Raw genomic sequence first — 13,272 nt, 5'->3', positions numbered from 1 at the left:
CCTCGCTTTTTATTGACTTCCATGAGTCAGCTTCGTTATTTAATGTTCATCTGACTAATAAATAACATGATTTAACCAGCACGCGTACTACAGACGCCGCAATGCTAATAAGGAATTGTGATGACAGACCAACTTGCCAGCCAATTGACCCAGCGTTTTTACCGTTATCTGGCGGTTTCCAGCCAGAGCGATGCCAAATCAACCACGCTGCCGAGTACGCCTTCGCAACATGCGATGGCAGAATTACTGGCAAAGGAGCTCGGCGAACTGGGATTGCAGGATATTGTGATCGATAAGCACGCCACGGTAACGGCAGTAAAACCAGGCAATCGTCCTGCTGCGCCGCGTATTGGCTTTATCACCCACATCGATACCGTAGATGTGGGTCTTTCACCGGACATCCGCCCGCAAACCCTGACATTTACCGGCGATGATGTGTGTCTGAATCGTACGCAGGATATCTGGCTGCGCGTTGCTGAACATCCGGAAATCCAACCCTATATTGGCCAGGACATTATCTTCAGCGATGGCACCAGCGTGCTCGGCGCAGACAACAAAGCGGCGGTGACGGTAGTGATGACGCTGCTGGAAAATTTAAAGGGCGATCACGGTGATATCGTGGTGGCCTTTGTTCCCGATGAGGAGATTGGCCTGCGCGGTGCCAAAGCGCTGGATCTGGAGCAGCGCTTTAACGTCGATTTCGCCTGGACCATCGACTGCTGTGAGCTGGGCGAAGTGGTGTATGAAAACTTTAATGCCGCCGCGGCAGAAGTGGTGTTTACCGGCGTACCGGCGCACCCGATGTCAGGCAAAGGCGTGCTGGTTAATCCGCTGCTGATGGCGCATGACTTTATCGCGCAATTTGATCGCCTTGCCACACCCGAACACACTGAAGGACGCGAAGGCTATATCTGGTTTAACGATATGAATGCCAATGCCAGCCGTGCCGTGCTGAAAGCCTCAATTCGAGATTTTGATTTGAAAGGTTTTGACGCCAGGAAGCAGCAGCTGGTGGAGGTGGCCGATGAGATTGCCGCGCGTTATCCCACCGGACATGTGGCGCTGACCATTAACGATACCTACAGCAATATCAGCAATGCGATTGGTGAAGATCGTCGCGCAATTGACCTGATTTTTGCCGCGCTGGAGCAAGTGGGCGTGGAACCGAAAGTGATCCCGATGCGCGGCGGCACCGATGGTGCCGCGCTATCAGCGAAAGGTCTGCTGACGCCGAATTTCTTTACCGGCGCGCACAATTTCCATTCGCGCTTTGAGTTTTTACCGGTTCCATCGTTTGTGAAGTCGTATCAGGTGGCGGAAGCGCTGTGTTATTTAGCGGCGAAATAATACAAAAAGGTCGTCATAAATGACGACCTTACGGTTGGATTGGGGTCGCCATTTTTGGCGACCTTTTTTACTTTATTTGCTTGCTGACACATCAATGCCTGGGAAGAATTTCGCTGCCAGCTTGGTCACGGTTCCATCGCTTTGCACCTTAGTGATGGCCGCATCCAGCTCTTGCTTCAGGCTGGTATCCCCTTTACGCAGACCAAAGCCAATGCCGCTGCCAAGAATGGTGTCATCCTCAACCGGCTTGCCGGCAAAGGCGAAACCTTTACCCTGCGGCTTGTCCAGGAAGCCTGATTGACCGGCTGCAGACATCACCAGCGTGCCGTCGAGACGCCCTGCCACCATATCGTTGTAAACCTGGTTCTGATCCTGGTAAGAGGTCACGGTTACGCCCTGCGCTTCCCAATGTTTCTTCGCGTAGGTTTCCTGAATGGAACCCTGCAGCACACCGATATTTTTGCCTTTCAGCGACTCCGCAGTTGGCTGCAGCTTCTCACCCTCTTTCACAATCAGCATGGTGGGAATACGGTAGATCGGCTTGGTGAAATCAATGCTTTTGGCTCGCGCTTCGGTAATGTTCATCGCTGAGTTAATGGCATCAAATTTCTTCGCCTGCAGCGCCGGGATCAGCGCATCAAAGCTGCTTTCCACCCACTTACAATCGAAGTTACCTACCTGACAAATCGCTTTACCCAGTTCGATATCAAAACCTTCCAGTTCACCCTGCGCATTGCGGCTTTCAAACGGCGGATATTGCGATTCCAGACCGTAGCGTAAGGTTCCCTGTGCCAGCGCGTGCGCCGAGGTCAGCATGCCGAGAGCGACAAACAGTGCGTTCAATTTTTTCATTATATTTACCCCTAAGTTACCCTTTGACCCGGCAGAGCGCTTCTGCACCGGCCTGAAGTGTTGCGTCGTCTTTTGCGAATGACAGGCGAATTAATTTATTGTCAGTGCCGTCCATATAAAACGCCGACAACGGAATGGTGGCCACACCGTGATCGACGATGAGACGTTTTACCATTTCGCTATCGCTCTCGTCACTGAAATGTCCGTAGCTGGCCAACATAAAGAATGAGCCGGCGCTCGGCAGCAGCTTAAACGGTGAATCCTGCAGCAAGGTCAGCAGGCGATCGCGCTTCTCCTGATAGAACGGCGATAGCTGCAGGTAGTTTTGCGGCTGTTGCAGATAGTGAGCAAAGCCAACCTGCATCGGCGTATCAGCGGCGTACATCATGAACTGATGCACTTTAACGATCTCCTCCATCAGCGCGGCCGGCGCCAGCGCATAGCCGACGCGCCAGCCAGTAACGTGGAAGGTTTTGCCAAAGGACGAAACCACCACGCTACGCTGCGCCAGCTCCGGATGCGTTGCCATGCCGCAATGCTGGCGACCATCAAACAGAATGTGTTCGTAGACTTCATCAGACAGCACCACAATATCGGTATTGCGCGTCAGCGCGGCGAGCTGATCCAAATCCGCCGCTGACAGCACCTGTGCGCTGGGGTTGTGCGGCGTGTTGATGATGATCATGCGGGTGCGCGGGGTAATGGTGGCGCGCAGTTCATCCCAATCGATGGCGAAATCGGGCACCTGCAACTTCAGCCCGACTGGCGTCGCGCCCTGCAAACGCACCACCGGCGCGTAGCTGTCGAAGGCCGGTTCGAAGAAGATCACTTCATCGCCGGGATGCACCAGCGCCGAGATCGCCATATAAATGCCCTGGCTGGCGCTGCCGGTGATCAGCACTTCACTGCTGGCATCATATTGCTGGCCATACAGCGTGTGAACTTTCTCGGCCAGCGCTTCGCGTAGCGCCGGCAAGCCGGTCATTGAGGCATATTGGTTGTGCCCTTCACGCATCGCTTTACTTACCAGCTCCACCAACTGCGGATCGCAGGGGAAATTCGGTGCGCCTTGCGAAAGGTTAATAGCCTGATGTTGCGCCGACAGCTGGCCAATGACGCTAAAAATCGTCGTGCCGACATCAGGCTGTTTGGAAGAGATGTTAACACTGCTATTCAGGGTCATCGTTGCCTCGGTAAGTTGCATAACCACGTAATGAAAATAGATTTCTATTCAACGGCGTGTGGCTTGAGTCGACAAGCGAATTGTTGTCATAATAGCCATGATTAAAAATCATAGCTTGAGGTTGTTATGTCCCGTTCCGCTCTGCCGCTGAATGCCATTCACGCGTTTCTGGTGACTGCACGCCATTTGAATCTGACGCGTGCTGCCAGTGAACTCTGCATTACTCAAGGCGCAGTGAGTCGCAAAGTTGCAACGTTAGAAAGCTGGCTTGGATTCCCATTATTTGTGCGTCACGCGCGTGGACTGCATCTCACCGAGCAAGGCGCTGCGCTGCTGCCGGAGCTACAGCAAGGCTTTGCGCTGCTGGTGAATGCAACGGAAAAAGCCAGCCGCAGCAATACCTCGATTCGCCTGAAAGCACCCACCTGCGCTATGCGTTGGCTGGTGCCGCGTCTGGTGGCGCTGGAACAGCACCGGCCTGACATTCACGTTGCGCTTACCACCACGCTCGATCATGGCTCGCAGCTCGAGAATTTTGATGCGGCGATTGTGTTTGGCGCAACGCCCGCGGGTTCGCTTTGTCTGTTTGAAGAGCGCTTAACACCGGTAATGGCCAGCAGCGTTACGCCGCCCACCCAGGTCACCGAACTGGCAAAGCTTACGTTTCTCCATCCCACGCAGGATATGCGCGACTGGCAATTGTGGCTGACAAGTGTTGAAGTAGCGCTGCCTATGGCGCGCAACCAGCATTTCGCCACCATGGATTTAGCGATTAGCGCAGCGATTCAGGGATTTGGCGTCACGGTAGCGGATGTCACCCTGGTACAGAATGACCTGGCGAACGGTCGATTAATCGCGCCGTTCGCCGCGAGTGTGGCAACCGGCGCAACCTACAGTCTGTTGCAGAGAGCGGAAAAAGATGCGCCACCGTTCCTGCCGGAACTGGTGGCGTGGTTAGCGCAGCCTTAGAAGGAAACCCACTCGTCGGTGGTCGATTTAGGCTGAACGCTGGCGCCAGATAACACCGGGCGACGCAGTACCGGGGCAGCTGGCGATAAAGGCATGTTGCTCGCGGGTGTGTTGTCCGATAACCGGAATTTTGCCACAGAGGCTTGTAGCTCTTGTGTTTGACGCTCCAGCGCGCTGGCGGCGGCAGAAACCTCCTCAACCAGCGAGGCGTTTTGTTGCGTGACGCTGTCCATCTCCGTCACCGCAGTCCCAACCTGCGAAATTCCCTTGCTTTGCTCTTCCGAAGCGGCAGCGATGTGCTTCATGATTTCATTAACGTCCTGCACCGACTTAAGAATATCGTGCATGGTACTGCCGGCGCTGCTCACCAGTTCTGAACCTTTCTCTACGCGCTGCACGGAATCTTCAATCAATGTCGCGATCTCTTTAGCTGCACCCGCACTGCGCTGCGCCAGGTTGCGCACTTCGCTCGCGACGACGGCAAAGCCACGTCCCTGTTCACCCGCGCGTGCGGCCTCTACCGCGGCATTTAACGCCAGAATATTTGTCTGGAAGGCAATGCTATTAATGACGCTGGTGATTTCGGCGATTTTTTTCGAACTGCCGGAAATACCTTGCATGGTAGTCACCACTTCACCGACCAATCTTCCGCCCTGTTGCGCGGTGCTGGTTGCGGTTTCTGCCAGGGTGCTAGCCTGACGTGCATTGTCAGCATTGAATTTTACCGTGGCCGTGAGCTGCTCCATACTGGCTGCGGTTTGTTCTAGCGCGGCGGCCTGCTCTTCGGTACGTGAAGAGAGATCGTTGTTACCTGAGGATATTTCAGCCGCACCGCGATAGATGTTTTCGGTACCGCTGCGAATGGCGCTTACCGCCTCACGCAGGCTGTCCTGCATGGCACTAAGTAATGGCACCAGCTTGCCAACGCAGTTGCGACCAAACTCAGCCACCGGCTGACTCAAATCGCCCTGCGCAATGATGGAAAAATGGTTACGCACGCGCTCGAGCGGTTTCACCAGCATTGCCACCAGATAACGATCGGTAAACAGCAGGATGACCAGGCCAATCACCACCGCCACCAATATGATCGCTTTGGTGATGCTGGTGAGCTTATCAACGGTCACCCGCGTCTCATCCAGTTTACTGCCGGCGGCTTTATTGAAGGCTTCAGCACTGGCACCAAAAGCACGGCTAAGCGGCGGCGTAACGTTATTCGCCTGCGCGCGGTAGGCCTCAAGCGTGCCCTGCTGCGCCAAAGCAACCTGCGGCGCAATGCCCTCATCCAGCAATTTCTGCCAGTTAACGATTACGCTGTTGGCCGTTTCCTCGTCCATTGGACCGGGAGCCATTGCTTTGAACTGAGTCAGCAGGCTTTTCATGTTATCTAATGCCTGCTGCACCGGTGTGAAGGCCTCGCCTTTGATTGGTGCGCCCGATGCCCGACCTTCCATCACGCGCGACAGGCGCGTCACTACGCGAAAATATTGGTCATTTCCTTTGCTTAATACCGTCATTTGATTAACTAACTGGCGGTCAATCTCATTACCGTCGCCCAGAGCGTTCAACGAGTGGACGCTAAACAATCCGACAGCGCACCACAGCAGGCAAAACAGCCCAAGAATGGTGAGCATGACGGCGCGAATCGTGAAGTTTTTTAAGATACCCATACATAATCCCTTGGTGTGAAACGCGAAGGAGGCCCGATTAAATCGGGCATATTGCGTTTATCGGCATGGGAAAGGGAAAATGTAACGGTTTTGGAAGCTAATAAATTGCTCACTAATTGAGGTTACTAAAGCTAGCTTGTAATACTTATCAGTAAGATAGCGTGAAATTTACCTTAAAAAATCATTTGCGCAATTGCACCATTAGCAAGCTAACTAAAGCTTTACATGGCTACGCATCATCAGGCGGAACAAACGCAGCCGGCCACGCATAAATTTTTTCTTCAATACCGCCTCTGCTTTGCCCCGATCGCCTAACGCTAGCGTGATGTCCTCGCCCGCACGCCAAACCGGCCAGTCCACCTCTCCCGGTAAATGAGCGCTAAACTCGCTGGCTTCACGAGCGAAAGCGATCCAATACGCGCTGACCTTAGCAGCAAACGCTTTATCCTGTGCGCTGTAAGTGCGCTCGCTCAACGGCGTGAAGGTGTCGAGCGTATTGAAAACATAAGGAATTTCATTGCCATGCCAGGTGCCGTGCGGATAAAGGTCGCGCGCATTTTCCGAAACATAGTCGAACCAATAGCGCCAGGCAGGCATGCCAATATTGTATTGTGATTGCGCCACGATTAGTGGCAATACGGTAAAGGCCATGTCACGCGCCACCGCGCGACCGAGCAGCGCATCATCGTGCAGATCATAAAGCCATTTCATCAGGCGATAGCTGATGCGGTTCTTGCTACGCATCTGTTTCAATACCGCGGTGGGATCCACGCCAAAATAATCCAACACGCTGGCTTCATCACTGTTGCTGCCAATCATCAAAGGAATACGATGCTGTTTGCCCGCCATAAAGGTGTGCAGCATCGGTTTGGGCAAGACAGCATCACCGCTGATGGGAACCGGTGCTAACGCCAGCGGACGCTCCAGTGGCCAGAACCGATCGGCAGGCAGTTCGCGTAATTGTTCTGCACTGGCGTTTTCTGGCAAATTGAAATGCGCGGCGACCTGTAGCCCGAGTTGCTGTGCCTGCTTCTGCGGCACATCCGGCAGACTGTAAGCGCTTTGCACGATGCCTTTATGAAACAACCCTTCGGCCAGTGGCGAACAGCACAGCGATAATACGCTGCGCGCACCGGATGATTCACCAAACAGGGTAATATTATGACGATCGCCACCGAAGGCCGGAATATTGCGTTGAATCCACTGCAACGCGGCAATTTTATCGAGTAAAGCGAAGTTGTTAATAACACCGCCAACCGGATATTGCGCATCAAGCGCGGGGTGCGCAAAGAAACCGAAGTGGCCAAGTCGATAGTTTAACGTGACGACAACCACGCCTTGTGCCGCCAACGCCTTGCCACGATAAGGATCGAGGTTGCCTGCACCCATTGTGAAACCGCCGCCATGCAGCCAGACCATTACCGGCAACGGACGCGATGGTTCAACATCCGGTGTCCAGATATTCAGGTACAGACAATCTTCACTGAAACATCCCGGATCACCGCCGCCTGCCGCCACACAAAAATCGCGATTCTGCCAGCTCGCCGCGCCCCATTCCGTTGCATTCCGCACACCTTGCCAGGGCTGGACCGGCTGCGGAGGACGCCAGCGTAAGGCGCCGGTCGGCGCTGCTGCGTAAGGTATTCCCTTAAAGACAAAAAGATCTTCATCCATCAGGCCTCTGAGTTCACCCTCTGCTGTCATGATCCTCAGACGTCGTTCATTTTTCATCTCGGCTTCCCTGATAAAGCATCGTTCCATTATTTGCAGGCCTTGTGCGAATGTCCATGTTCTGAAAGCATTTGCAGATTAAGCCGAAACGCGGTGTGATTCTTTGAACAACCTCATCAAATATTTTGGTTAACCCTAAGACGACCATTTGTTTTAAGGTTACAAGTTAACCTGGCGCGGCGGAGAGACAGCATGTTTGGTGGAATCAACCAGATGTTCACCCGGATGAGCGATCACCCGGACTTCGGTAAATTGCTGTTACGGTTAACCTTTGGCGGGCTGCTGTTGTTTCATGGCGCATTCAAAGCGGTGCATGGCGTGGGTTGGATCGCGCACATGCTCAGTGTCAAAGGCATGCCAGGTTTCATCGCTTACGGTGCTTACATCGGGGAAATAGCGGCACCCGTAATGGTTATCATCGGATTAATGACCCGCCCTGCGGCGTTCATTATTGCGGTGAATATGATTGTTGCGACACTGCTGGTAAAAATGGGCGACGTCTGGCATCGCACTGATGTCGGTGCCTGGGCACTGGAGACAGAGGCACTTTACCTGCTTGGCGCACTCGCCATTATGTTTTTAGGGGCTGGGAAGTACACGCTGGTGCGGGATTCGCGCTTGCAATAACCATAAGAAAAGCAGCCGGTCTGCTGAACTTTACAGACCGGCTCTCTTATTTACGCCGATGCAACACCACAGCGTTCCAGACTGCGCTGCTGCATCTGCTGATACAACGCCATTTCATCCAGTACCGCTACACCCAACGCGCTTTCAAACTCGGCTTTGCTGGCGTTGCCCGCACTGCGTGCCTGTGCCACATCACCTAAATTCGACTGAAAAATTCCTGCAGCGCTGACCGGTAAAAAATCCTCGTAAACAATCGGTTCGACGGCTAAGCGATCTTCTGTCAGCAATTGTGCCACGCTTTCACCTGCACGCGGCGGCACATCCGTCCCTTTCTCGGTCAGGCGATAGCGGAACCAGGCCAGCTGCTGTTCACGTAACGTTTCTTCATCATCGGGGAAATCACGGAACACAGCGCTGAGATGCTGCTGATGATGCTGATTGTCGCTACCGGTGCCGGCTTCAGCCAGCAACCGATCGTACAGCGCGCGTCCTTTCGGCGTCAGTGCTGCACCACGCTGCTCAATCTCACCGAAGCGCGCGGTATGGGTACCCGGCGTGCCGTCATTAAAGTGTACCGCTTCTTCCAGCGCTTTAAAGCTGGTCTGACGTAAGAGGATCGGTACCTGACGCTGCGGCGGGCCTTCAATCAGGGTTTTGGGATCGATGCCGCGCGAGGGCATCAGCGCTTGCACGCGATCAATATCCAGCGTGCGCGGCGTCAGATGGTTGATATGGCAACCGCGAAAACACACGACATCCGCGATCAGGCGGTGCTGTTCACTGAGCGCGCGATAGGTACCGCTATCCACCGTGGTGTGCGCGTGCCAGCGGAAGGTTTCCAGCGCTTCCTGCACAAAACGGGCGGCATCATTCGCGTTGAGACCGCCCTGCTGCTGATGTTGAGCAATCAGCGCGCGGCAGCCAGGCGTAAAGATATCGCGTGCGGCAAGAATCGCCGCGGCTTTAGCGCGCAATGCCTCATCGTCAATTAACTCCAGACGCAGCAATGAGGTAAACACGCGGAACGGATTGTGCCGCAGCGCACGGTCGCTTACGGGGCGAAATGCCGTGGAGTGCACCGGCACTCCAGCTTGTGACAAATCGTAATAACCCACCGCTTCCATCCCCATTACGGCAAACATCTGGCGCAACGTGCTGAGTTCTTCTGCTGTGCCAACGCGAATCGCGCCGTGACGTTCCACGTTCAGCCGACTGAGCTCATCAGCCGCCGATAGACGGTTTTTTAACGCGGGATTAGCTTCCAGCGTGCGTTCATTGACAGCGGTGACCAGCTGCGTCAGCGTGCCATATTGAGGCACTTCCTGCTGATACATGGCTGACATCGCCTGAGAGAAAAGCGTGCGGATCGCATCGCTGCTAAGGAAGTTTGGCATCATCATCACCTTGGGCTAAAGGGCTGCTGCTACTGTAGATCAACCCTTTAGCGCTGGGTGAGAATTTCGTGGAACTGTGATCGCCTTGTCACTCAATGGCGGTTGGATGGTCACCAAAGCGGCATTTCAATACCAGCATGACGGTGGTCAGTACCGCAGGAATCGCCAGCAGCAGAAAAATTTGGCTAAATGACCAGCCGAGAGTTAACAGCTCAGCGCCGACAAACGCGCTGATGATGGCTCCCACGCGGCCCACGCCGTGCATCCAGCTGGAACCTGTCGCGCGCGCGTGAGTAGGATAATAGCTGGCAGAGAGCGCATTCATACCGGTGTTAGCACCGTTAAAACAGAAACCGCTAAAGAAGGCGATGGCGCTCATTAGGCCGACCTGCGCTGGCGAAAAACCCAGCGCGACAATAGCAATGCCGCCGCAGAAGTAGATCGCTGCCAGCGCCAGATTGGCATTGATGCGGTCCATTAACCAACCGGCAAACAACGAGCCGAGGGTGCCGCCCGCTTGATACATTGCGGTAACAATTGCCGCTTCCGTCACCGACATACCTAGCGTGCTGATTAGCGAAGGCATCCAACTACCAATTAAATAAACCAGGAACAGCCCCATAAAATAGCCGCCCCACAGCATCAAACTGCCAAACAGATAACGTCGTGACACTACCGTGGCGACAGATCCCCGGCGGGCCGTTGGCAGTTCAGTACTCTGATAATGACTATTTGGCTGCACGACGCCGGGCAGCATGCGTTCAAGAATGGCGTGGATACGTGCGGCGGGGGCACGGCGACTGATGAGAAAACGGACCGATTCAGGCAAGCCACGCAGCAAAAAAGGCAGCACAACCAGCGGCAGCACGCCGCCCATCAGCATGACAGAGTGCCAATCATAGCGTGGTAGCAACCACGAGGCGGCAAAGCCCCCGGACGCGGCGCCAAAGGTGAAGCCACAAAATACAACGGTGATGATAAATGAGCGCCGGCGCTCAGGCGCATATTCAGCAACCAGCGTGCCAACGTTGGGCATCGCCGCGCCAAGCCCTAGCCCCGTCAGGAATCGAAACAGCATCATCTGTTCGATGTTCTGTGCCATGGCGGTGGCTAACGTCCACAGTCCAAAAAAGAGGACGCTGAGCAAAATCATTACGCGACGGCCGTAGCGATCGGCTAACGGGCCCGCAACCATGGCACCCAGCGCCAGACCAATTAGCGCGGCGCTGATCACCATGCCAAGCTGATGATTGGTCACTCCCCAACTGGCTTTAAGCGTAGGTGCAATGAATCCCATGAGGGCAATGTCCATGCCATCAAGCGCGACCACCACGAAGCACAGCGCAATTAAGCGCTTCTGCCAGCTGCTTAGCGCACTCTGATTGATGAGCTGGCGAACGTCTACTGCTTCAACGCTGGTCACTTAACGACTCCTGCACTTTTAAACCGTTTAGGGCATCAGTTTTAGTAAAAAAAACGGCGCTTATCATAGCTCATCGTTAAGAATAACTGGCAGAAAATTTAGATGTAATTGAGAATTATTCAATGTTTTGCTCGATAAGCACTTGATTCTAAGCGGCATAACGATAATGCAAAAAAAGTCATTTTTATGAAACCCCATCAATACAAGGGGTTAGCTAGAATCCTAACTTTGCAGCATTTTTGTTAATATTATTTTGCAGGCAGGTTAACATAATTTCAGTTTCCCCATTGCCGCAGCTCGGCAGAACTCATTATGTTGAGTGTATGGACAAAAATATCCTTTTCAATCAGCGCATTCGCTTGCGCCATTTACATACCTTTGTTGCGGTAGCGCAGCAGGGCACGCTGGGTCGTGCGGCTGAGACACTGAATCTCAGTCAACCCGCCCTATCGAAAACACTTAATGAGCTGGAAGAACTGGCGGGAGCGCGGCTATTCGAACGCGGCCGCCTTGGCGCCCAGCTCACCACTTTGGGTGAGCAATTCCTCATCCATGCCGTGAAGGTGCTGGATGCACTGAATCATGCCGGGCAGAGTTTTAACGCTCCGCAGCCTGGTCGCCCAGTGGTGATCCGCCTCGGCGCGCTCACAACGGCGGCCATGGGTATGCTGCCGCAAATCCTCGATCGTTTCCACGAGCAGCAACCGAATACCACCGTGCAAGTCGCTACCCTGCATAATAATGTGCTGTTGGCGGGCTTGCGTGCAGGCGAGTTTGATGTGGGGATCGGCCGCATGGCCGACAGCGAAATGATGGCGGGACTCACTTATGAACTGCTGTTTCTGGAATCGCTCAAGCTTGTGGTGCGGCCAGATCATCCGTTATTAAGTGACAACGTGATGCTTTCACGGGCGATGCAATGGCCGGTGGTGATTTCACCCGAAGGCACCGCGCCGCGCCGCATTGCGCAGCACATGTTGAATGAACAGGGTTGTACCCTTCCGGCCAACTGCGTGGAAACCTCCTCTACCTCGCTGGCGCGTCAGCTGGCGCTACGTTATGACTATGTGTGGTTTGTACCTTCAGGCGCAATTAAGGAAGATTTGAGTCACGACGCGCTGTGCGCACTACCGATTGCGTCGCCGGGCCCGGGCGAGCCAGTTGGCATCATTACACGCAGCGGCAGTCCTTTGAGCCTTAGCGCTGAAGTGTTGATTGCGACCATCCGCAAATTCCATAGTTAGCGACTGTGCTTAGCATGCCGCTCGCGATTTTCGAGGCGCGCTTTGTCGGTTTTGCGCAAGCCGACATAGAGCGCCCCCGCGCCGCCATCCTGCGGGCGAGCCATGCAATACGTCTGCACTTCTGGAAATTCCCGTAACCAGCGCGCAAGATAACTACGCACAATGTTGGCATGCGACTCATCATCACGCCCTTTACCATGAATAATCAGCAGATTGCGTAAGCCGTGTTTGTTGGCTTGCTGCATAAAACTAAACAGTGATTGCCGGCAGGTTTCAACTGGCTGGCGCAGTAAATTCAGACTGGCATCAATGGGATATTTACCTAACCGCAACTTATCCAGCACGCCTTGCTGGATGCCCTCGGCTTTATACTCCAGCGCGGTGGTGAGCGGGATAATGTCCAGAAAGCCGCGCGTCAGAAAGTTTTCCTGCTCCTCGCTCTGCTCTGGCACACGCGGTGCCTTAGGCGAAGGCGCACGCAGCCACTGAGTATTGGCGCAATTTTTAAGTGGTGTCACATCACCCATGGCATCCCGGAAAAGGTCTTCATCATCAAGATTCATGGTGTTTCCTCTCGCCTGGTGTTTAACTGAGCGCCCTTTTTCGACGCCAAAGCCAAAGAGTAGCAAAGGATTTTAAGCAAAACATCTGTCACATATTGCGTTGTAACAAGGCTGGCTTAACTGTAAAGCTGGCAAGAAAACGTTCCAGATCAATTATGGCCCTGCAAAAAAACCCGCTCAAACCCTGGAATACCCGACAATAGTAGGGTTTTAGGTACATTTACTGCTCGGATGAGTTCCCTTCGCTTAGAAAAATGTTAAAATTGACCACA

The 13,272-nt window shown here is 53.9% G+C and carries 11 protein-coding genes; 4 read left to right on the top strand and 7 right to left on the bottom strand.

Annotation, left to right across the window (positions count from 1 at the left end; translation table 11 throughout):
• The first annotated feature begins 120 nt into the window (after positions 1 to 120).
• Entirely contained in the window at positions 121 to 1,347 is a 1,227-nt protein-coding gene (gene pepT, locus AC07WB_RS09055) for a peptidase T (RefSeq protein WP_494940356.1), read from the top strand.
• Between the two features lie 72 nt (positions 1,348 to 1,419).
• On the opposite strand, the gene AC07WB_RS09050 is transcribed toward pepT, so the two are convergent.
• Together AC07WB_RS09050 and AC07WB_RS09045 are read right to left on the bottom strand one after the other, a co-directional pair.
• Complete coding sequence (locus AC07WB_RS09050) at positions 1,420 to 2,199, bottom strand: transporter substrate-binding domain-containing protein (RefSeq protein ID WP_345829795.1); 780 nt, start codon at positions 2,197 to 2,199, stop codon at positions 1,420 to 1,422.
• 16 nt (positions 2,200 to 2,215) lie between these two features.
• On the bottom strand, positions 2,216 to 3,382 hold the full coding sequence (locus tag AC07WB_RS09045) for a methionine aminotransferase (protein WP_400455742.1): 1,167 nt from the start codon (positions 3,380 to 3,382) through the stop codon (positions 2,216 to 2,218).
• A 126-nt stretch (positions 3,383 to 3,508) separates the two neighbouring features.
• On the opposite strand from AC07WB_RS09045, the gene AC07WB_RS09040 reads away from it, so the two are divergent.
• Positions 3,509 to 4,351: a LysR family transcriptional regulator gene (locus AC07WB_RS09040; RefSeq protein WP_494940355.1), complete on the top strand. Its 843-nt coding sequence runs from the start codon at positions 3,509 to 3,511 to the stop codon at positions 4,349 to 4,351.
• Here the strand turns inward: AC07WB_RS09040 and AC07WB_RS09035 are convergent.
• Both AC07WB_RS09035 and AC07WB_RS09030 read right to left on the bottom strand, forming a co-directional pair.
• On the bottom strand, positions 4,348 to 6,018 hold the full coding sequence (locus AC07WB_RS09035; RefSeq protein ID WP_345829801.1) for a methyl-accepting chemotaxis protein: 1,671 nt from the start codon (positions 6,016 to 6,018) through the stop codon (positions 4,348 to 4,350). The genes AC07WB_RS09040 and AC07WB_RS09035 overlap by 4 nt on opposite strands.
• Positions 6,019 to 6,231: 213 nt before the next feature.
• The gene (locus AC07WB_RS09030) at positions 6,232 to 7,749 is read right to left on the bottom strand and encodes a carboxylesterase/lipase family protein (protein WP_494940354.1); all 1,518 of its coding nucleotides are present in this window, start codon (positions 7,747 to 7,749) and stop codon (positions 6,232 to 6,234) included.
• A 192-nt stretch (positions 7,750 to 7,941) separates the two neighbouring features.
• Between AC07WB_RS09030 and AC07WB_RS09025 the strand changes: the two genes are divergently transcribed.
• On the top strand, positions 7,942 to 8,376 hold the full coding sequence (locus AC07WB_RS09025) for a DoxX family protein (RefSeq protein ID WP_097097395.1): 435 nt from the start codon (positions 7,942 to 7,944) through the stop codon (positions 8,374 to 8,376).
• Between the two features lie 50 nt (positions 8,377 to 8,426).
• Here the strand turns inward: AC07WB_RS09025 and hglS are convergent, their stop codons facing one another.
• Together hglS and AC07WB_RS09015 are read right to left on the bottom strand one after the other, a co-directional pair.
• Complete coding sequence (gene hglS / locus AC07WB_RS09020; RefSeq protein ID WP_400455734.1) at positions 8,427 to 9,770, bottom strand: 2-oxoadipate dioxygenase/decarboxylase HglS; 1,344 nt, start codon at positions 9,768 to 9,770, stop codon at positions 8,427 to 8,429.
• A gap of 88 nt (positions 9,771 to 9,858) precedes the next feature.
• The gene (locus tag AC07WB_RS09015; protein ID WP_494940353.1) at positions 9,859 to 11,193 is read right to left on the bottom strand and encodes an MFS transporter; all 1,335 of its coding nucleotides are present in this window, start codon (positions 11,191 to 11,193) and stop codon (positions 9,859 to 9,861) included.
• Between the two features lie 323 nt (positions 11,194 to 11,516).
• On the opposite strand from AC07WB_RS09015, the gene AC07WB_RS09010 reads away from it, so the two are divergent.
• On the top strand, positions 11,517 to 12,437 hold the full coding sequence (locus tag AC07WB_RS09010) for a LysR substrate-binding domain-containing protein (protein WP_345829808.1): 921 nt from the start codon (positions 11,517 to 11,519) through the stop codon (positions 12,435 to 12,437).
• Here AC07WB_RS09010 and smrA read toward each other — a convergent pair.
• Positions 12,434 to 13,000: a DNA endonuclease SmrA gene (gene smrA, locus AC07WB_RS09005; RefSeq protein ID WP_097097398.1), complete on the bottom strand. Its 567-nt coding sequence runs from the start codon at positions 12,998 to 13,000 to the stop codon at positions 12,434 to 12,436. The two genes, AC07WB_RS09010 and smrA, sit on opposite strands and share 4 nt — an antisense overlap.
• Between the last annotated feature and the right edge of the window lie 272 nt (positions 13,001 to 13,272).

It is taken from the genome of Pantoea sp. GW821-FHT03E06, from assembly GCF_059420725.1.
The sequence above is the reverse complement of the archived record's forward strand: the minus strand, read 5'-3'. Positions and strand labels throughout refer to the sequence as shown.

Excerpts from the sequence above, each read along its gene's own strand:
- pepT (WP_494940356.1), top strand. The coding sequence starts at position 121 with ATGACAGACCAACTTGCCAGCCAATTGACCCAGCGTTTTTACCGTTAT.
- AC07WB_RS09050 (WP_345829795.1), bottom strand. The coding sequence starts at position 2,199 with ATGAAAAAATTGAACGCACTGTTTGTCGCTCTCGGCATGCTGACCTCG.
- AC07WB_RS09045 (WP_400455742.1), bottom strand. The coding sequence starts at position 3,382 with ATGACCCTGAATAGCAGTGTTAACATCTCTTCCAAACAGCCTGATGTC.
- AC07WB_RS09040 (WP_494940355.1), top strand. The coding sequence starts at position 3,509 with ATGTCCCGTTCCGCTCTGCCGCTGAATGCCATTCACGCGTTTCTGGTG.
- AC07WB_RS09035 (WP_345829801.1), bottom strand. The coding sequence starts at position 6,018 with ATGGGTATCTTAAAAAACTTCACGATTCGCGCCGTCATGCTCACCATT.
- AC07WB_RS09030 (WP_494940354.1), bottom strand. The coding sequence starts at position 7,749 with ATGAAAAATGAACGACGTCTGAGGATCATGACAGCAGAGGGTGAACTC.
- AC07WB_RS09025 (WP_097097395.1), top strand. The coding sequence starts at position 7,942 with ATGTTTGGTGGAATCAACCAGATGTTCACCCGGATGAGCGATCACCCG.
- hglS (WP_400455734.1), bottom strand. The coding sequence starts at position 9,770 with ATGCCAAACTTCCTTAGCAGCGATGCGATCCGCACGCTTTTCTCTCAG.
- AC07WB_RS09010 (WP_345829808.1), top strand. The coding sequence starts at position 11,517 with ATGGACAAAAATATCCTTTTCAATCAGCGCATTCGCTTGCGCCATTTA.
- smrA (WP_097097398.1), bottom strand. The coding sequence starts at position 13,000 with ATGAATCTTGATGATGAAGACCTTTTCCGGGATGCCATGGGTGATGTG.